17 protein-coding genes are annotated in these 18,521 nt (G+C 63.1%); 5 read left to right on the plus strand and 12 right to left on the minus strand.

The features are described from left to right. Positions 1-180 precede the first annotated feature (180 nt). Positions 181-339, minus strand: a complete 159-nt coding sequence (locus tag EA187_RS20255) for a hypothetical protein (RefSeq protein ID WP_164855912.1) — start codon at positions 337-339, stop codon at positions 181-183. Between the two features lie 151 nt (positions 340-490). Here EA187_RS20255 and EA187_RS02570 point away from each other — a divergent pair, with 151 nt between their 5' ends. Next, the gene (locus EA187_RS02570) at positions 491-1,183 is read left to right on the plus strand and encodes a protein-L-isoaspartate(D-aspartate) O-methyltransferase (protein WP_164855913.1); all 693 of its coding nucleotides are present in this window, start codon (positions 491-493) and stop codon (positions 1,181-1,183) included. An 18-nt stretch (positions 1,184-1,201) separates the two neighbouring features. Here EA187_RS02570 and EA187_RS02575 read toward each other — a convergent pair whose 3' ends face one another. The 11 genes from EA187_RS02575 to EA187_RS02625 form a co-directional block, all read right to left on the minus strand. Then, positions 1,202-1,513, minus strand: a complete 312-nt coding sequence (locus EA187_RS02575; RefSeq protein WP_164855914.1) for a GNAT family N-acetyltransferase — start codon at positions 1,511-1,513, stop codon at positions 1,202-1,204. 35 nt (positions 1,514-1,548) lie between these two features. Continuing rightward, positions 1,549-2,835 carry a glutamate-1-semialdehyde 2,1-aminomutase gene (gene hemL, locus EA187_RS02580; protein WP_127779071.1) on the minus strand — a complete coding sequence of 429 codons (1,287 nt, stop codon included), beginning with the start codon at positions 2,833-2,835 and terminating at the stop codon, positions 1,549-1,551. Positions 2,836-2,894: 59 nt separating this feature from the next. Beyond that, on the minus strand, positions 2,895-3,923 hold the full coding sequence (gene hemH / locus EA187_RS02585) for a ferrochelatase (protein WP_115603057.1): 1,029 nt from the start codon (positions 3,921-3,923) through the stop codon (positions 2,895-2,897). A 24-nt stretch (positions 3,924-3,947) separates the two neighbouring features. Continuing rightward, entirely contained in the window at positions 3,948-4,931 is a 984-nt protein-coding gene (gene hemB, locus EA187_RS02590) for a porphobilinogen synthase (RefSeq protein ID WP_127779072.1), read from the minus strand. Then, the gene (gene hemG / locus EA187_RS02595) at positions 4,928-6,334 is read right to left on the minus strand and encodes a protoporphyrinogen oxidase (RefSeq protein ID WP_164855915.1); all 1,407 of its coding nucleotides are present in this window, start codon (positions 6,332-6,334) and stop codon (positions 4,928-4,930) included. Before hemG ends, hemB begins: the two co-directional genes overlap by 4 nt. A gap of 23 nt (positions 6,335-6,357) precedes the next feature. Further along, complete coding sequence (hemE, locus tag EA187_RS02600) at positions 6,358-7,386, minus strand: uroporphyrinogen decarboxylase (RefSeq protein ID WP_115603574.1); 1,029 nt, start codon at positions 7,384-7,386, stop codon at positions 6,358-6,360. Next, the gene (locus tag EA187_RS02605) at positions 7,383-8,105 is read right to left on the minus strand and encodes a uroporphyrinogen-III synthase (protein ID WP_164855916.1); all 723 of its coding nucleotides are present in this window, start codon (positions 8,103-8,105) and stop codon (positions 7,383-7,385) included. Before EA187_RS02605 ends, hemE begins: the two co-directional genes overlap by 4 nt. A gap of 10 nt (positions 8,106-8,115) precedes the next feature. Next, entirely contained in the window at positions 8,116-9,024 is a 909-nt protein-coding gene (gene hemC, locus EA187_RS02610; RefSeq protein ID WP_164855917.1) for a hydroxymethylbilane synthase, read from the minus strand. Then, positions 9,014-10,303, minus strand: coding sequence for a glutamyl-tRNA reductase (gene hemA / locus EA187_RS02615; protein WP_115603052.1), 1,290 nt, complete (start codon positions 10,301-10,303; stop codon positions 9,014-9,016). Before hemA ends, hemC begins: the two co-directional genes overlap by 11 nt. 1 nt (position 10,304) lies before the next feature. Continuing rightward, positions 10,305-11,132: a cytochrome C assembly family protein gene (locus tag EA187_RS02620; protein ID WP_115603051.1), complete on the minus strand. Its 828-nt coding sequence runs from the start codon at positions 11,130-11,132 to the stop codon at positions 10,305-10,307. Between the two features lie 121 nt (positions 11,133-11,253). Beyond that, a complete protein-coding gene (locus tag EA187_RS02625; RefSeq protein WP_127779076.1) occupies positions 11,254-12,093 on the minus strand; it encodes a carbon-nitrogen hydrolase family protein in 840 nt (279 codons plus the stop codon). Between the two features lie 495 nt (positions 12,094-12,588). On the opposite strand from EA187_RS02625, the gene EA187_RS02630 reads away from it, so the two are divergent. The 4 genes from EA187_RS02630 (at position 12,589) to infB (ending at position 18,508) form a co-directional block, all read left to right on the plus strand. Beyond that, positions 12,589-13,128: a ribosome maturation factor RimP gene (locus EA187_RS02630; RefSeq protein ID WP_127779077.1), complete on the plus strand. Its 540-nt coding sequence runs from the start codon at positions 12,589-12,591 to the stop codon at positions 13,126-13,128. Beyond that, on the plus strand, positions 13,125-14,852 hold the full coding sequence (nusA, locus tag EA187_RS02635) for a transcription termination factor NusA (RefSeq protein ID WP_127779078.1): 1,728 nt from the start codon (positions 13,125-13,127) through the stop codon (positions 14,850-14,852). The genes EA187_RS02630 and nusA overlap by 4 nt, the downstream gene beginning before the upstream one ends. 68 nt (positions 14,853-14,920) lie before the next feature. Continuing rightward, the gene (locus EA187_RS02640) at positions 14,921-15,487 is read left to right on the plus strand and encodes a DUF448 domain-containing protein (RefSeq protein WP_164855918.1); all 567 of its coding nucleotides are present in this window, start codon (positions 14,921-14,923) and stop codon (positions 15,485-15,487) included. 243 nt (positions 15,488-15,730) lie between these two features. Then, positions 15,731-18,508 carry a translation initiation factor IF-2 gene (gene infB / locus EA187_RS02645; RefSeq protein ID WP_241250155.1) on the plus strand — a complete coding sequence of 926 codons (2,778 nt, stop codon included), beginning with the start codon at positions 15,731-15,733 and terminating at the stop codon, positions 18,506-18,508. Positions 18,509-18,521 lie beyond the last annotated feature (13 nt).

An 18,521-nucleotide genomic window follows, 5' to 3' on the forward strand; every position in this document is an offset into this window, starting at 1 on the left:
AGCGTGGGGTGGAACGTATCCAACGCGCCCGTGGTACGGGCTTCAGCACTGAATCAGTGCAGAGAGCATGCCATGGTCTCCTGCTCAGGAATCAGGCGCAGTGCAACTCGGAGACCGTTCCCAGGCGAATGATGCACCGGTTGGAGGTGCATGGCGCATTGTCGTCGCAAGGCTCGCTGCTCATGCGTTCGCGCAGCGTCCTCCCAGGCAGGCTTCGCCCCCAAAGAAGTCCAGAGCGCTCTGGCTGGCGAGCGCCGCGTCGGAGGAGCTGGCAACCATCAGCGCGCTGAGCAGCAACGCAGCACAGCAGCGAATGAGAATTCTGGGACGTCGCAACATCGGTCATCCGGGATGAAGGAGGGCAGCGTCCGGCGAGCCTGATCAAGCCTCCCGTTTCGCTCAAGGTGCCGGGCCGGAGGTTTGGTACAACCCCGCAGGTGCGCAGCTTTGCGATCAGCAGCGATGGACTTCCTCGTTTCGCGGAGCCGTAATGTCAGACGCACGAGAGGATCGCTACGCCCCGGCACGCCGGAGAATGGTGGAGCAACAGATCCGTTCCCGGGGCATCGAGCTTGAGTCGGTGCTCAGGGCGATGGCCGAGGTGCCCCGGGAGCGCTTTGTCCCCCGGCGCTACCGATCGGACGCCTACGAGGATGTGGCGCTGCCCATCGGAGGCGGCCAGACCATCACCCAGCCTTATCTGGTGGCCTGGATGACGGTGCTCCTTCGGCCGCACCCCCATGACCGGGTGCTGGAGGTGGGTACCGGCTCGGGTTACCAGGCCGCCGTGCTCGCCAGGCTCGTCGATGAGGTCTTCACCATTGAGCGTGTCGATGAGCTCGCGGAGCGCGCGCGCGACACGCTCGCTGATGTAGGCGTTGATAATGTTGCGGTGCGCAGCGGCGATGGTTCGCTGGGCTGGGCCGGCGTTGCTCCCTTTGATGGCATCCTCGTGACCGCCGGCGCCCTCACCATCCCCGAGCCACTGCTTGAGCAACTTAGTGTGGGAGGCCGGCTGGTCATGCCCCTGGGCACACAAAGTGCTCCGCAGACTCTGGTGCGCGTCACGCGTACCTCGGAGCGCCGCTACCGCCGTGAGGAGTTCGGCCAGGTGCGTTTTGTGCCCCTGATCGGCGAAGAGGGCGCCGATGAGGCGCCCTCTCGCGGGGATTTCTGGTTTTAAACGAAGGGCGCCCGAGGCTCAGGGCAGATCGGCCGCTTCGAGCACATCGTGGTAGTCGGGCGTCTTCTGCAGGATCGCACGGGCCGCTGAGCAGGTCGGCGTGATCTTGCATTCGGTGCTGCGCGCATGTTTCACGGCCTCGGCCACGAGCTTGCGCGCCATGCCCTGACCCCGAAGCGACGCATCCACAAAGGTATGATGCACTTCCATCGCTCCGGATGGGGCGCGTCGGTAATCGATCGTCGCCACCCGCGCGCCGTCTTTCTCCAGATAGATGGAGCCACCGGCCTCGGTCTGCTGATGCGAAAAATTCGGCTCGTGTTCGGTCACGGTGGCTCCTTTCATGGGAGTGAGGCGGGCGGGATTCAGTCGGCGAAAACCTCGGCCAGTGCGTCTTCGGCATAGGCCAGGGTCTGATCGATAATTTCGTCACTGTGGTGCGTCGACAAAAATCCGGCTTCATACTGGCTGGGCGCCAGGTACACGCCGCGCTTAAGCATGGCGTGGAAGAAGGCGTTAAAGCGATCGAGATCGCAGCGATGGACGTCTTGATGGGTATGCACGGTCGTATCGGTAAAGAAGACCCCGAACATCGCGCCGGCGCGCGTCTGGGTCATCGGGTAGCCGTGCTTGTCGATGATGGCTTGCATGCCCGTGCCCAGGCGCTCGCTGGTGGCTTCGAGCTGCTCGTAGACCTCGGGGGTCAGGAGCTGCAGGGTCTTGAGGCCCGCGGTCACCGCGATGGGGTTCCCCGAGAGGGTGCCCGCCTGATAGACCGGCCCATCGGGGGCGATGTGCCGCATCAGATCCTCGCGGCCGCCGTAGGCGGCCAGCGGGAAGCCCCCGCCCACGACTTTTCCAAAGGTGTAGAGGTCGGGCGTGACCCCAAATCGGGCCGCAGCGCCACCGTAGCCCACGCGGAAGCCCGTCATGACCTCATCGAAGATAAGAATCGTGCCGTGGGCATCGCAAAGCTCTCGCAGGCCCTCAAGGAACCCGGGGTCGGGGGGAATGCAGCCGGTGTTGCCACAGACCGGCTCCAGAATGATGGCGGCAATGTCGGTGGGGAAGGTCTCAAAGAGGCTGCGCACCGAGTCCAGGTCGTTGAACTGCGCCAGCAGCGTGTCTTTGGCGGTGCCCGCAGTCACACCCGGGGAGTTGGGCGTGCCCAGGGTGAGCGCACCGGAGCCCGCCGCGATCAAAAACGAGTCGGCGTGGCCGTGGTAGCAGCCGGCAAATTTGATGAATTTGTCGCGGCCGGTCGCCCCGCGTGCCAGGCGAATTGCCGACATGCAGGCTTCGGTGCCGCTGTTCACCATGCGAACCACATCCAGCCCGGGCACCCGCGCGATCATCGTCTCGGCCAGCTCGATCTCAAGCTCAGTGGGGGCCCCGAAGGACGAGCCCTTTGCCATCGCGGCCTGACAGGCTTCCACCACCTCGGGATGGGCGTGGCCGATGATCGCCGGGCCCCAGGTCAGCACGTAGTCGATGTAGCGGTTGCCGTCGGCATCATAGAGGTAGACCCCCTCGGCGCGCTCCATAAAGGGCGGGGTGCCCCCAACAGACGTGAACGCTCGCACCGGCGAGTTGACCCCGCCGGGGATGGACTTGGTGGCGCGCTGAAGGAGCTGCTGGCTTTTTTCGAGCATAGCGGAGGCTTCCTGTAGTGATGAGACGTGACGTTAGGGTGCGGTCTTCGAAGTCACACTCACACGGCGAGTGTGCCGGCGAGGTAGTCGGTTACAAAGCGTTCAAGAAGGTCGATCCACAGGGTGGAGTCGTTGAGGCAGGGCACGAGGTCGTAGGCTTTGCCGCCAGCCTTAAGGAAGTCTTCTTTGCCCTCCATACCCAGCTCTTCGATCGTCTCCAGGCAGTCGGCCACGAAGGCCGGCGAGAAGACCGCAATGGACTTGACGCCCTTCGAGGGGAGCTCTTCGAGCACGAAGTCAGTGTAGGGTTTGAGCCAGGGGTCACGACCCAGGCGCGACTGGAAGGACACCGACCATTGCTCCCGCTCCAGACCGGCCCTTTCAGCCAGCATCTTCGCGGTGGTGAAGCACTGATGGCGATAGCAGAAGCTGTGAGCGGGATGGCTCATCTCGCAGCACTTCTCCATGCGCAGGCAGTAGCAGCCGGAGGGGTCGGTGGCTTTGACCTGGCGCTCCGGAATCCCGTGAAAGCTAAAGAGCACGTGGTCGGGGTTCTTGGCCAGCGCCTCGCTTGCCCGATCGAGCACCGCGTCGATGTACTGCGGGTCATTGTAGAAGGGAGGCTGCACGACAAGACGCATCTTCGGAGCGATGGCGTCCATGGTGTCCTGCACTTTGGCCACGGCCGTCTCGTAGCTCGACATGGCGTAATGCGGGTAGAGCGGGATGAGAAAGAGCTCGGTGACCCCGCGGGCCATCAGCGCACGGATGCCCGATTCGGCCGAGGGGTTGCCGTAGCGCATGCCCACCTCCACCGGAAGATCGATGCGCTCGCGCAAAAGGTCGCGCACTCGATATGTCGTGGCGATAAGCGGGGAGCCCTGCTCGGTCCAGACCTCTTTGTAGGCCTCGGCCGATTTGGGAGCGCGGGTCGGCGCGATGATCAGGTTGACCAGCGCCGAGCGCTGAATCGGGTTGATGTCGAGCACCCGCGGGTCGCTCAAAAATTCGCGCAGGTAGCGACGTACATCGCCGGTTTCGGTGGAGTCGGGAGAGCCCAGATTGATGAGCAGGACACCTTTACTCATGACTGCATGCCTGAAGAAGAGAGGTCAGCTAAGGTCGCCGGCCAGATCGCGGGCGAAGTAGGTGATGATGATGTCGGCACCGGCACGCTTCATGGAGAGGAGCTTTTCGGTGGCGAGCGCGCGCTCATCCACCCAGCCCTTCGCCGCGGCGGCCTTCACCATCGCGTACTCGCCGCTGACGTTGTAGGCCGCCACCGGCAGATCGAAGTTGGCGCGGATACTGGCCACAATGTCCAGGTAGGCAAGGGCGGGTTTGACCATCAGAATGTCGGCCCCCTGCTCCACATCGAGGGCGGCTTCCACCAGGGCCTCGCGGGCGTTGGCCGGGTCCATCTGGTAGGCGCGACGGTCGCCGGACTGCGGCGCCGAGTCGACCGCGTCGCGAAAGGGTCCGTAGAAGGCCGAGGCGTATTTCACCGCGTAGCTCATGATCGGAAGATCGTCATAGCCGTCTTCGTCCAGCGCCTGACGCATCGCGCCGATCATGCCGTCGATCATGCCCGAGGGGGCGACCATATCGGCCCCCGCCCGCGCATGGGAGAGGGCCTGACGTTGCAGGTTGGCCAGTGTCGGATCGTTGAGAAGACGCCCGTCGTCGGCCAGCACACCGCAGTGGCCGTGGTCGGTGTATTCGCAAAAGCATACGTCGGTGATGACGTAGAGGTGCGGGTGGCTCTTTTTGATGTGGCGCACCGCCCGCTGAATGATGCCGCCCTCGGTATCAAAAGCGTCGGAGCCCACCGCGTCTTTATGCTCGGGAATGCCAAAGAGGATCACCCGCGGCACGCCGGCCTGGCTGATGGCGTCGAGCTCGCGGTCGAGCGCATCGAGCGAATGCTGGAAGATGCCGGGCATCGAGGGAATCTCGCGGCGGATGTTGCTGCCGTGCGAGACGAAGATGGGCATGATCAAGTCATCGCGGCGCAGATGCGTCTCGCGCACAAGGTCGCGAATATGCGAGGTCGCGCGCAGGCGGCGCGGTCGGCGAGTCAGGTCAAAAGAGCTCATGATGAAGCCGGGGAAGTTGCGAGTTGAAGGAAGTCGGTGACGCGCGCGGCATGATCGTGGCGCGCGTTGAGGAGGGCAGGCAGCGCGACGGTGTCGCGGGTGTTGCCGGCAAAAAATACGCCGGGCATCGCCTCCTCAAGCGAGGCGTAGGCGTCGAGCATCAGCTGATGGCCCACCTCAAACTGAGGGATGGCGCGCTCCCAGCGTGAGACGTGCACAAACTCGGGCTCGGCGCGCAGCCCCAGGATGCGGTTGAGGTCGAACTTCACAAGGTCAATGACGGCGTCATCATCCAGGAGCGCGAGCTCGGGCTGACGGGCGCCGCCGACAAAGGTGGTGAGGTTGACCCGTCCCCGGGGGGCACGCTCCGGAAACATCGAAGAGACAAAAAGGGTGCCCAGGGTGTGCATCTCTTCGGCCCGGGGGGCCAGCACTCCGAAGCCATCGAGGGGGTGCGCGACGTCCTCGCGCTTAAAGCCGGTGGCGACCAGCGTGCAGGGCGCAAAGGTGATGTTTGTGACGCGCTGAAGCTCGCGCTCGGGAGGCGTCACACCCTTAAAGCGAAGTTCGGCCAGCGCGTAGGAGGGCAGGGTGGAGACGATGGCGTCGACGCTGACGCCGGCGCTGGACTTGCCGCGGCGGTAGAGCACCCGCCAGCTGCTTTCGTCGCGCCGGAGCCCGGTGACGGTGGCGCTGAGCTTGAGCTCGCCGTGGAGCTTTGCCGCGAGCGCGTCGGTCAGGGTCTGGAGGCCGCCTGTGAATGAGAGGAGGCGTCGCTTTGCCGGCGGCGTCTCGGAGCTCGGTGTGCGAAGTTTACGCTTGAGCGCGCCGAGCACCAGCGAGCCTGCCTCATCTTCAAGTTCTTTGAGCATGCCGAAGGTATGGCGGGCCGACATCTGGCGGGGATCGCCGGCGTAGGTGCCTCCGACGAAGGGATCGAGCAGGTAGTCGAGCACCTCCTGACCCAGGCGGCGCTCCACGAAGTTCGCCAGGCTCTCATCGACACCCTCGCGATCGAAGGCGGGAATCAGCGGTTCGGCCAGAAGGCGAAGTTTGGCTGCGGTCGAGAGAAGTTCGCTCTTGAGAAAAGCGGCAGGCGACTGCGGCAAGGCCAGCGGGCGGCCGTAGCGTACCACGTAGCGTCGCGAGGCGCTCTCGCGAGCATCGACGATCGCGTCATCAAGCCCAAGCTCCGTAAGCAGCGAGGCCAGGGCCGAGGTCCGTTGAAAAAGGGTGTGGGGGCCGTGCTCCAGCAGGTAGCCATCGATGCGCGAGGAGCGCAGAGGACCTCCCACACGCGCGTTGGCCTCAAAGAGGGTCACGCGCATCCCGGCCTGCTCCAGCGCGTACGCAATCGAGAGCCCGGAGATGCCCGCTCCCAATACGGCGATATGAGGTGTCATCGTGGCTCCGCGCAAGATGCTGCTCACTGACCGTAAGTGGTCACCGTCTCGACCAGCGCTTCCATGCATTCGATCTTGGCCTGGGGGGTGATCCCGTGACCCAGGTTGAAGATGTGCCCATCGATGCCGCGCATATCATCAAGGATGCGCGTGGCCTCTTCGCGCACGATCTCCGGGGTGGTGTTGAGGATGATCGGATCGAGGTTGCCCTGCACCGCGACGTTGGCCGGAAGAGCGCGACGCACATCGCTCAGGCGCGTGGTCCAGTCCACTCCCAGTACATCGGCGCCGGTGGCCACCAGCGGATCGAGCAAGTGATGCATGCCCTTGGAAAAGACTACCGTGGGCACGCGCCCGCCGATGGCCTCGACCACCCGGCCCATCCACTTCGTGGATGCATGCTCAAAGGCGTGGGGGGAGAGCACGCCGCCCCAGCTGTCGAAGATCTGCAGGGCGTCGACACCGGCCTCGATCTGCATCTCGAAGTAGCGGACCAGTCCGGCGGTGATCTTCTCCATGAGCGCTTCAAAGAGCTCGGGCTCAGCGTAGAACATCTGCTTGGCGCGAGCGTACGTTTTCGACGATCCGCCCTCGATCATATAGGTCGCCAGCGTCCAGGGGCTGCCTCCAAACCCGATCAGCGCACGGTCATCACCGAGCTCCTCGCGGATGAGTTTGATGGCCGCCGGCACGTACGCGAGCTTCTCTTCGATGGCGTCGATGGAGAGCTTGTCGATGTCGGCCTTCGAGCTGAGGGCGAACTCCATCTCGATGCCGCCCACATCCCGGAAGTGGTAGGGCTGGCCGAGCGCCTCGGGGATCACCAGGATGTCGCTAAAGAGGATCGCCGCATCCATATTGTAGCGGCGCAGCGGCTGGGTGGTGACCTCCAGCGCCAGCTCCGGGGTCTGCACGAGCTCATGGAAGGAGTACTTCTCTTTGAGCTTGCGATACTCGGGCAGGTGGCGGCCGGCCTGGCGCATCACCCAGATGGGGGGGCGGTCAACGGGCTGGCTTTTACAGGCGGCGAGAAAGCGTTGGCGGCGGTTCATGAAAGGTCCTGAAGTATGGCCTCGATCAGGCGATCGCGGTCGGGGCTCGGGGCTATCCGATCAACTCGAAGGTGAAGGTCGCGAAGTCGCTCCGCGGTGCGCTCGCCGATGGCCGCCAGGCGCGGCCGGGGCTCAAGAGCGGGCAGCGTCTCAAGCGCTTGATGCAGGGCCTCGGCGCCGCGGGAGCTGGTCACTGTGATCCAGTGGGGGCGATGCTCAATGAGGGCCGCGCGAAGCGCGGCGACGTCGGGCAAGCTCTCATAGACCGGCACCGGGTGGAAGGCAACGCCTCGGCGTTCGGCCAGCTCGCGCAGGTCGCGCTCTCGATCGAGCAGCCCAAAGGCGAGGATATCGCGTGCCTCCACCTTTTCGAGCAGGTCTTTGAGGTTTTCAAAGTAATGCTCAGCGGGCACCGATACCGCGACCCCCAGAGCGTTGGCCAGAAGCTCGGCCGTCATTGGACCGACTGCCACCAGGTGGTGGTCGCGGGCGTTGTCGCGGGTCAGAATCGTACTGGCGAGCACGGCTTCGGCGGCGCGCGCGCTGTAGAAGATCACCAGATGAGGGGCGTTGAGGCGCGCGCGCAGCGCGTCGGCGTCGATCTCAAGCCAGGCCACCTGCAGCGCCGGGCAGTGCAAAAGCTCGACCCCATCCATCGGTGCGGCGGGCCGAGTGCCTGTGTCCAGGATGCGCAACGCGGTCTCCGGGGTGAAGGTCATGCGCGAAGGATCATGCGCGAAGGATGCTGCGGGCGCCGCGTTCCAGGAAGTCCTCAACCAGGGCGTTCGCCAGGTCGTCGGGCTCGACGCCGGTGCGGCTTTCATGCAGGCATCGCTGGCCGTCGGTCGAGGAGACCCAGGCGTGGAAGATCCACTCGCCGGGCCTCTCGGCCGGCTCACAGTAAGCCCCGAGTGCCACGGAACAACCCCCTTCAAGCCGGCGCATAAAGATGCGCTCGGCCGTGACCGCGCGCATCGTCGCCTCGTCGAGGATCGGCGCAATCAGCGCGTCGATATCATCGCGACCGATGCGGGACTCCAGGCCAATCGCACCCTGACCCACCGCCGGAACATACTGGTCGGCGGGCAGCGCCGAGGTCACCCGGCCGCCCATCTCCAGGCGCTCCAGGGCGGCATGCGCCATAATGATGCCGTCGAATCCCTCGCTCTCCAACTTCTCCAGACGTGTGCCGATGTTGCCGCGCAGATCAGCAAACTTCAGGTTGGGCCGGCGGTGCAAAAGCTGGGCCTTGCGGCGCTGGCTTCCGGTGGCGATGGTCGCCCCGTCGGGTACCTCATCGAAGGAGGCGTAACGCGTGGAGATAAACGCATCCAGCGGGCTGGCGCGTCGCGGACTTCCCGCGAACTTCATGCCTTCGGGGAGTGTGGAGGGCAGATCCTTGAGCGAGTGAACCGCCAGATCGATAGCGTCGCTGGCAAGCGCCGCCTCCAACTCCTGGGTGAAGAGCCCCTTGGCGCCGATGGCCGGCAGCGGCACATCGGTGCGCAAATCGCCCAGGGTGTCCATCGTGACGATCTCGACTGTGAGTCCCGGGTGGGCCGCCCTCAACAGGTCGGCCACGTGATGGGTCTGCCACAGTGCCAGCGCTGACTTTCGCGAGCCAAGCTTAAGGTTCATCGGGGTTCTCATCGTTGTTCTGTAAGTTGTAAAGCGAGAGCACCAGGTTCAGGTCTTCGGAGCGCAACGTGTTGTTGGCCACCGAGGTGCGCAGGTACGAGATCGGGTTATGCAAGAGCTTTTTGACCAGCCCGCGGCTGAACTCTTCGAGCATCACTCGCTCCTGCTCGGAGATGCGCTTGTTATGGCGGTCGATCTCCTGGGTGCAGACGTCTTCAAAGTAGCGGGCCAGCGAGGCGATTGTTGGGGTGACCGCCATGGACTGCTGCCATGCGAGCCACTGCGCAAGCATCTGCTCGATGATGGCTTCGGCCGCCGGGATTTCGTCTTTCCGGGTGGCCAGGTTTGCCGCCACCACGTGCTCAAGATCATCGATGTTGTAGAGGAAAACGCTGTCAAAGCGCGCGACCTCCGGATCGACGTTTCGCGGGTTGCTGATGTCGATGAGGAAGAGAGGGCGGCGCTCGCGCGCGCGCATCACGGACTTCAACGCCGCGTGGGTGAGCAGGTAGTCCGGCGAGCCCGTTGCAAAAACGGCAACTTCGGCGCTCACAATGGCGTCTTCAAGCTCATCGAGGGGGCGGTAGATGCCATGAAACTGGTCGGCCAGCAGGCGCCCGCGCTCTTCGGAGCGGTTGAGCACCACGAAGCGGGTGCCGCCGCTCTTCTCAAAATGCATCGCGGCGGCCTCGGCCGTCTCACCGGCGCCCACGAGTAGGATCTCGCGCTGGTTAAAGTCGCCAAAGATCTTGCTGGCCAGATCGACCGCCGCCGAGCTGATGGAGACGGCCCCCTCACAGAGGGCTGTCTCGGTGCGCACCTGCTTGCCCACGCGGATCGCGAACTGAAAGAGGCGGTCAAGCACCGGGGACTTCGCCGGGTTAGCCAGAATCTGGTCATGCACGTCTTTGATCTGGGCCAGGATCTGGTTCTCTCCCAGGGCCAGCGACTCCAGAGAGGTCGCCACGCGGAAGGCGTGACGCGCCGCCGCGTCGTCGTAGGCGACCATCGGGGAGGGCAGAGCGGCCAGCTCAATGCCCCGTAGCCGGGCAAGCTCCGGGGCGAGCTCTTCCCAGAGCGCGTAAGGCGTGGGGCCGTAGAGGTAGATCTCGGTGCGGTTGCACGTCGAGAGTACCGCAGCCTCACTGAGCCATCGTTGACGGCAGAGCGGTACGAACGCCGCAATGTCTGCGGCGCTCATCGCCAGGGCGTCACGTTCAGCCAGTGTCGCGTTACGATGGCTAAACGAGATGAGGGTGAGCCGGTTGGGTGAGGTCATGCTATTGGAAGGTGTGGAAGGAGCTAAAGAGGGTGTTGACGAGCACCATCGACGCGATCAGCGCCAGGTAGCCCCCGAGCGAGAGGTAGCCCATGCGCAGTCCAGAGAGCTTGCGCAGCTTCGCCCAGATGAAGGCGACCGCGTAGGCGGCCCAGGCCACGTAAGTAATGACGATCTTGGGGTCGAGCAAGCTAAAGTCGTCCAGAACGTAGATCGCGACAAAATGCCCCGAAAAAAGCCCCAATCCCAAAAGCACGATACCTGCCAGCGTGGCCAGCCGACTCATATTCTCAAGGGTGTTTAGCGGGGGCAGGCGTCGAAAGAGCGCGCCTAGCTCCCGGCTCTTGAGCTGGCGAGCCAGGAGGACATACATCAGGGCGTAGATAGCGCTAATGGCCAGGGAGACAAAGCCCGAGAGGATGAAGATGACGTGCACGCCGTAGATCGGGTGCTCGTGCAACAGGGGGTGGGCGGTGTTCGGATCGATGAGCAGCGACGACCAGCTCTGTGCCACCGCCGCCAGTCCTACGAAGAAAGCGCCGGTATTCGGCTCGCCGTGACGACGCTCGGTCAGCGCATAAATCAGTCCGATGGCCAGCGCCAGCAGCGAGAGGAACTCACCCTTCGAGGAGACGGGAAAATGACTGAGTTCCACGCCACGCATCGCCAGGTATGCGGCGTGTACGCCCAGAGTCCCGTAGAGAAGTGGGGAGCCCCAGAAGCGCTGATCCCGATCTCGGCGGGCCACAAAGCGGCGTACATAAAGCGCAAAGATGGCCAGGTAAGCCAGCGGGAGCGCAATTTCAATGAGTTGAAAGACCTGCAACATGCGGGGCCTCTACGGCTAACAGCAAAGGGGCAAAGTGAAGCTGGTAAGCAACCTGTAGGGCGTCGCTCACCGAATCGATCATAGCCTCCGCGCGCACTGATAGTCCGCACGGGGCGGCGGGTCAAACCTCGTCTGCGTCCGGGGCGCGAAGCCCCAGACGTTGATGCGTGAGCACCGGCATGCTCTGACGAATCTCGCGTTGACGCTCCAGGTTAAGATCCGCGAGCACCACGCCATTTCCCTCTTCGAGACACCCCAGGCAGTCGCCCCAGGGGTCGTAGATGACGGAGTTGCCAAAAGAGGCGCGGCTTCCGTAATGATGTCCCCACTGGTTGGGCGCGAGCACGAAGCATTGATTCTCAATGGCGCGAGCCCGCAGCAGGGTGTGCCAGTGGGCACGACCTGTCGGCAGCGTGAACGCCGAAGGCACCGTCAACATTTCCGCGCCTCTCAGCGCGAGCTCCCGGTAGATCTCCGGGAAGCGAAGATCGTAGCAGATGGTCAGGCCGACGCGCGCCTGCTCTTGCTTGAGCAGCACGTCTGTGAGTACGAGTTCGCGGCCGCCCATCACGCTCTTGGACTCCATCAGGGTGAGATCCCCGTCGACCTTTGCGTCGAAGAGGTGAATCTTGCGGTAGATTGCCGCGATGGCACCGTCGGGGGTGAGGTGAATCTGGGTGTTAAAGGTGCGCGTGGGGTCGGGGGAGGTCTCTGCGAAGCTGCCCACGGTGAGGTAGACGCCCAGCTCGCGGGCGATCGTCTGGTAGGTCTGAATCTGCGGCCCGTCGAGAGGCTCGGCGATGGGAAGTTTGTCGCGATCCGGACCCAGGAAGGGCGCGCACTCCGGAAAGATCACCCAGCCTGCGCCTTGCTCCGCGGCGCTTTCGGCGAGCTGGCCGCAGGTCCTGAGGTTATCTTCGATATCGCGGGTTGATGCGATCTGGGCGAGTGCGACGCGCATAAAGACTCCGGTGCGGAGGGAAGAGGCCTGCGGTGAACGTCATCAGGCGTTGCGAGTATGGCATTGAAGTGCGGTCAGAGCACTGAAAGATTGTGAGCGTCTTGCGCGCTGTCAACGTCGCTTCACGTCGCTCTAAGGTCCTCAGAAAAGCCGGCTCTTGCGGGCGTTCCGGGGGCGCTTTCGCAGACTGCACCTTGACAGATTCTAAGCCCTTGTTTACTACATCGGCCCGCGGCATGCAGATTCAGTGGAAGAAGCGTGTCGGGCTGTCAGTTCATCGGGATAGAGCTGGCAGGGAGAGGCCTGAGAGTGTGTTCAGTTTTTGAAAGTCTCTTCTCGGGCGACGTCAGGTAAAGTGTGGATGATCTGGCGTCTCGCTACATTTCGCGGCGCTGAGCGAAAGTGGGCCCTCCAAGCCCGCTTTTTTTATTTTTCAGGCCCGGGGTGGCGTCCCCTCACAGCGATGCGTTCAAACACAGGTAAGGCCGAGGACACGTGGGTAAGAAACGACGAAAAGAGCGACGCGCTAAGGCTCCGGCGCTGCCCCTGAGCAATGAGATCGCCGAGGCGATCGAGGCCTGGGCGCACGAGGCCGCCGAGGTGCACGAGCTGGAACTCTACGATGTGATCACCAGCAGCGCCGGCGGCTGGTCGGTGCAGATCTTTGTAGACCGCCCCGATGCCGAGCCTGGCACGGGGGTGGCTGTTGAAGAGTGCGCCCGCGTCAGCCGATATATTGAGGCGTTGCTCGACGCCGATGAGAGGGTCCCGGAGCGGTACGTGTTGGAAGTTTCCAGCCGGGGCGTAGAACGCAAACTCACCAGGCCTGCGCATTACGAAAAAGCGATCGATCGCGAGGTTGAACTTGTGGTTCGCGAGCAGATCGATGGACAGAACAAGGTAGTCGGGCGGCTGACGTCTTTTGAGGACGACACGCTGACCCTCGAGATGGACGGCGCCACGGTGAGCATTCCCCTGAGCGGGGTGAGCCGGGCGAAGTTGACGTTCGACTTTTCAGGAGCGAAGCAACGATGAATCTCAACAGTGTCATCGAAGAGGTCGGAAGGACCAAAGGGATCGATCGTTCGATCCTTGTGGAGACCCTTGAGGCGGCCATCTTGACCGCGGCGCGCCGGACCTACGGCGCGCAACGCGAGATCGAAGCCGAATACAATGAAGAAAGCGGTGAGGTGCAACTCTTCCAGATCATCACGGTGAGTGATGATGTGGAGAACCCCTACCGCGAGGTCTCCGTGGAGGAGGTGCGCGAGGCGGGCTTTGAAGCCGAGCCTGGCGATGAACTCCTCTTCCAGATCTTCTACCGTGAAGACGACAAAGAGAAGGCCAAGGCGCAGGACAAGCGCTATGGCAAGTTGCTCAAGCTCGACTCGTACAACTCCACCTTCGGCCGCATCGCCGCGCAGACCGCCAAGCAGGTCATCATCCAGCGCGTACGCGAGGCCGAGCGCGACATCATCTACGACGAATACAAAGATACCGTCGGTGACATGGTCATCGGGCGAGTGCGCCGCTTTGAGAAGGGCAACATCATCGTGGACCTGGGGCGCACCGACGCGATCCTTCCTCGCCGCGAGCAGACCCCCCGCGAGAGCTACCGCCCCGGCGACCGTCTGCAGGCGATGATCAAAGAGGTTCAGAAGTCCAGCCGCGATCCGCAGGTTGTCTTAACGCGTGCCGATCCCATGCTTCTGCTCAAGTTGTTTGAACAGGAGGTTCCGGAAATTCACGAAGGCGCGGTCCGCATTGTGGCCGTGGCTCGTGAGCCCGGCGTGCGTACCAAGGTGGCCGTTTACAGCCGCGATAGCGATGTCGATCCGGTGGGCGCCTGCGTCGGGATGCGCGGTTCGCGCGTTCAGGCGGTGGTTCAGGAGCTGCGCGGCGAGAAGATCGACATTGTGCCTTACGTCGAAGATACGGCTCGCTTTGTGTGCAACGCCATCAGCCCTGCGGAAGTGGCCAAGGTCTTGATCGACGAATCGAACATGACCATGGAGCTCATCGTCCCCGACGATCAGCTCAGCCTGGCGATCGGTCGCGGCGGTCAGAATGTGCGTCTTGCCGCTCAGCTCACCGGCTGGAACCTCGACATCATCAGCGAGACCCGACTCAAGAATATGATGGCTGAGTCGCGTGCCCAGCTGCTTGAGTTTGAGGGGATCACCGAGGATATGGTCGATACGCTCTTCACGCTTGGATACAACAAGCTCGAGCATATGGCGCATGCCGCCGCTCCTGAGCTTGCGCAGATCCCGGGGCTCAACGCCGAGTCGGCCGAGCGCATCATTGCGGCTGCCGCCGAGATTCTCGCGCGTCCTGCCCCCGGCTCGCCGGAGGCGATGACCGAGGCGGATTACGAGCGTAAAGCACTGGAGGACATCCGCGGTGTGGGCACCAAGGTTGCTGCCTCGCTTCACGACTCGGGCTACATCACCGTGGAGCATATCGCGTTCGCCGAAGACGCCAGCAAGCTGGCTGAGGCTGCGGGCCTGGGCAAGAATGTGAAGAAGGCCAAACAGATTCTCAGCGCGGCTGAAGATCACCTCAAGCGGGAGCTTGAGCTCGACGATGAAGCCTTCGAGGCGCGTCGTGCCGAGTTTAAGGCTGCGCAGGGGCAGGGCGCCGAATCGGGCGCCGAGGCCGAGGCTGTTGAGACACAGGACGAACAACCGGCCACCGCCGGCGATGCAAGCACCGAGCCGGCGGAAGCCACCAAGAGTGATGATGAGGAGGACGCCTGAACGTCGGTAAGCACACAGTACCAGGTGAACAAAACCCGGATGGTCCCCACACCCCGCAGCGCACCTGCGTGGGGTGTCGGGAGGTCGGGGAGCCCGCAGCCTGGGAGCGCTTTGTGTACGTCGAGGATCATGGATTGATTCACGACGTGCGTCATAAAGCTCCCGGCCGCGGGGTGTGGGTTCACGCCGATCCGCACTGTCTGCAGACGGCGCTTGAGCGCGGTGGGTTTCAACGCTCGCTCAAGCGTCGTGTGGAGTTGCCCCCTTTCTCAGACCTGCTTGAACAGGTCCAGACGGGCGCGCGACGTCGCCTCGATGAGGCGCTGCAGATCGCGCTGCGGGCTCGCGCCACCACACCGGGGCAGACCTTTGTCAAAGAGGCGATGCGCAGCGACGCTATTGTTGTGCTCATCCTTGCCTCGGACGCAGGTGAGAGTACCCGCACCAAGTTCACCACCAACGCGCAGCGCAAGGGCATAGACGTGATCGAACTCTGGACCGGCGACGAGCTGGGCCAGATGGCGAAGGGCGAGGCCTACGTCTCAGTGATTGGCGTTGAAGCCGGCCCCCACGCCGAGCGAATCTTGAAGCATTGGAAGAGTTTGGAGGCGCTCAGTGCGACTTCGAAAACATAGTGACTGAACCCGTCGCGGATCCTCACCAGCAGGTGAGGGTGCCTGCGTTTTGAAGGGCCTTCTCTTTGTGGTAGTAAGCGCACGAGAAGGCGATAGATGGTCAAGAAAGCCGACGATCGCGACGAGAAAGAAGACTGTCCGCGCGGAGCGTCATCAAACCCCGACGGACAGAGTGGAGACGATATGCCTAAGCAGCAACGCGTATATGAGCTAGCCCAAGAGCTAGAGATCAATAAGCAAGAGTTGGTATCCAAGATTAACGAGCTCGATCTGGGCTTCTCCGTCAACAACTACATGACGGTGCTCAATCCGCCGGAGATCGACTCGATCAAGGCCGCGCTCGGTGGCACGAAGACCGAAGCGCCCAAGAAGAAAGCCACCAAGTCGAGCAAGAAGAAGAGCTCGAAGAAGGCTGAAGCGCCCGTCGAAGACAAGGTTGAGGCCGCACCGGCTGCGCCGGTCGTTCGCCGCCGTCGTAAGACCGCGACCGAGGAAGACGAAGCCACCGAGGAGAGCACCGAGACGGAAGTTGAGGTGGTTCGCCCGACGGTGCGTCGTCGTCGCAAGGTCGAGACGGCCGATGAGGTCGAAGAAAGCGCCGAGGAGCCGGCCATCGAGGCTGAGCAGCCTGAAGAGGTTGAAGAGGCTGAAGCTGTCGAAGAGCCGGCTGCCGAAGAACCTGTCGCCGAAGAGCCGGTTGCCGAGGAAGTCGCCGTCGAGGAGGCTGCTGAGGAAGAGGCTGAGGTGAGCCAGGAGGTCTCCGAGCCGGTTGAGGAGGTCGAAGAGGCCGCCGCTGCCGCTCCTGCCGAGGAAGAGCCCGCCAAAGAGGCACCGGCTCCCGAAGAGAAGGCCGCCGAAGAGCCTGCCGAAGAAGCGAAGAGCGAAGCCGGCGAAAAAGTGGCCGAGACCGTTGAGACGCCAGCCGCTCCGGTGGCACCCCCGATTCGTCGCCCGCCGCCGCGCAGCCCCAAGGGCGGTGCCAAGGTGCTTGGTCGTATCAGCGAGAGCGTGCTCAAGGACCGTCTTGCTGCCGAGAACAAAGACTTCACTCCGGGCCCCTCGCGTCGTCCGAGCGCAGGAGGCGGAACGCGCTCCTCGAGCAGCCGCCGTCGTGGTCGAACCAAACGCGTGGTGGAGGGCTCCGATCTGTACGGACCGAAGTCTCGCCGCAGCCGTCGCGGGGGATCCCGAGGACGTAGCCGAGGTCGCGCCAAGAAGACGCAGAAGACCGAGATCACCCAGGCAGCCGAGCACAAGCGCGTGATCCGTATCGAGGACGTCATTTCGGTCGGTGACCTCGCGCACTCCATGGGCATCAAGGCCGCACAGGTCGCCATGAAGCTCATCGAGAGCGGCATGATGGCCACGGTGAACACCACCCTGGACTTCGAGACCGCGGCGTTGATCGCCGATGAGTTCGACTACACCGTTGAGAACGTCGCCTTCGATATCGCGAACTTCTACGACACCACCCCGGACGAGGAAGAGAGCATGGAGCGTCGTGCTCCTGTCGTCACCGTCATGGGTCACGTCGACCACGGTAAGACCTCGCTTCTCGATGCGGTGCGTGCCTCCTCGGTGACCAGCGGTGAAGCCGGTGGCATCACCCAGCATATCGGTGCCTACATGGTGGAGACCTCCGCCGGTATGGTGACCTTCCTTGACACCCCGGGTCACGAGGCGTTCACCGCCCTTCGTGCGCGTGGTGCCAAGGCTACCGATATCGTGGTCCTGGTCGTTGCCGCCGACGACGGTGTCATGCCTCAGACGGTGGAGGCGATTAATCACGCCCGCGCCGCCGAGGTGCCGATCATCGTTGCCATCAACAAGATCGATAAGCCCGGTGCAAACCCTGACCGCGTCAAGACCGCGCTGACCGAGTACAACCTCATTCCCGAGGAGTGGGGCGGAAGCACCCTCTTCGTGGAGGTAAGCGCGCTTGAAAAACTCAATATCGACGGGTTGCTCGAAGCGATCTCGCTTCAGGCTGAACTTCAGGAGCTCAAGGCCAGGGCTGATCGCGATGCCCAGGGTATCGTGATTGAAGCCGAACTCGACATCGGACGCGGTCCGGTTGCTACCGTGCTCGTGCAGCGCGGTACGCTCAACCGGGGCGATATCCTGGTCAGCGGTCGCTACTACGGTCGAGTGCGTACCATGCACAATGACCGTGCACAGACCATCGATAAGGCCGGCCCCAGCCAGCCCGTCGAGATCACCGGTCTGAGCGGTATCCCCGAAGCTGGCGAGCCCTTCTTTGTGGTGACCGAAGAGCGCGACGCGAAGCGGATCACCGAGAACGTCGCCGACCAGCGTCGTAAAGAGGTCATGGCCAGCCGGGCCAAGGAGTCGGCCGGTAGCCTTGAAGATCTCTCCGCGATGATCGCTCGTGGTGAGATGAAGACCCTCAAGATCATCCTCAAGGGTGATGTGCAGGGCTCGGTCGAGGCCATTAAGGAAGCCTTCGGCAAGCTCGGTAACGACGAGGTTCGCACCAAGATCATTCACACCGGTGTTGGTGGCATCACGGAGAACGACGTTAACCTTGCTGCATCCTCGGATGCCGGTGCGGTGATCGTGGGCTTCAATGTGCGTCCGGACAACCGGGCCGCTGAGGTCGCCGAGAAATACGGCGTGCAGATCCTCACCCACAGCATCATCTATGACGCCATCGAGCAGGTGCGCGGTATTCTCGAAGGGCTCCTCTCCCCGATTGTTCAGGAGAAGGTCCTGGGGCACGCCGAGGTGCGCGAGACCTTCAGTGCGCCGAAGATCGGTACGATCGCCGGTGTGTACGTCACCGACGGGATCGTCCGCCGCAATGCCAAGGCTCGCCTGCTCCGCGGCGAACGGGTCATTTACGAGTCGACCGTCGGTTCGTTGCGTCGCTTCAAGGATGACGCCAAAGAGGTCAAGACGGGCTTTGAATGCGGTTTGAGCATTGAAAACTACAACGACATCAAAGTCGGTGACGTTGTGGAAGTCTTCGAACTCGAAGAGGTCAAGGCGACCTTCGACTGAGGGTGAATGTCAC

Source organism: Lujinxingia sediminis (genome assembly GCF_004005565.1).
GTDB classification, from domain to species: Bacteria; Myxococcota_A; Bradymonadia; order Bradymonadales; family Bradymonadaceae; genus Lujinxingia; species Lujinxingia sediminis.

Bases quoted from the DNA above. Each gene is read 5' to 3' on its own strand.
- EA187_RS20255 (WP_164855912.1), bottom strand. From the start codon at position 339: ATGTTGCGACGTCCCAGAATTCTCATTCGCTGCTGTGCTGCGTTGCTG.
- EA187_RS02570 (WP_164855913.1), top strand. From the start codon at position 491: ATGTCAGACGCACGAGAGGATCGCTACGCCCCGGCACGCCGGAGAATG.
- hemL (WP_127779071.1), bottom strand. From the start codon at position 2,835: ATGCTCGAAAAAAGCCAGCAGCTCCTTCAGCGCGCCACCAAGTCCATC.
- hemH (WP_115603057.1), bottom strand. From the start codon at position 3,923: ATGAGTAAAGGTGTCCTGCTCATCAATCTGGGCTCTCCCGACTCCACC.
- hemB (WP_127779072.1), bottom strand. From the start codon at position 4,931: ATGAGCTCTTTTGACCTGACTCGCCGACCGCGCCGCCTGCGCGCGACC.
- hemG (WP_164855915.1), bottom strand. From the start codon at position 6,334: ATGACACCTCATATCGCCGTATTGGGAGCGGGCATCTCCGGGCTCTCG.
- hemE (WP_115603574.1), bottom strand. From the start codon at position 7,386: ATGAACCGCCGCCAACGCTTTCTCGCCGCCTGTAAAAGCCAGCCCGTT.
- EA187_RS02605 (WP_164855916.1), bottom strand. From the start codon at position 8,105: ATGACCTTCACCCCGGAGACCGCGTTGCGCATCCTGGACACAGGCACT.
- hemC (WP_164855917.1), bottom strand. From the start codon at position 9,024: ATGAACCTTAAGCTTGGCTCGCGAAAGTCAGCGCTGGCACTGTGGCAG.
- hemA (WP_115603052.1), bottom strand. From the start codon at position 10,303: ATGACCTCACCCAACCGGCTCACCCTCATCTCGTTTAGCCATCGTAAC.
- EA187_RS02620 (WP_115603051.1), bottom strand. From the start codon at position 11,132: ATGTTGCAGGTCTTTCAACTCATTGAAATTGCGCTCCCGCTGGCTTAC.
- EA187_RS02625 (WP_127779076.1), bottom strand. From the start codon at position 12,093: ATGCGCGTCGCACTCGCCCAGATCGCATCAACCCGCGATATCGAAGAT.
- nusA (WP_127779078.1), top strand. From the start codon at position 13,125: ATGAATCTCAACAGTGTCATCGAAGAGGTCGGAAGGACCAAAGGGATC.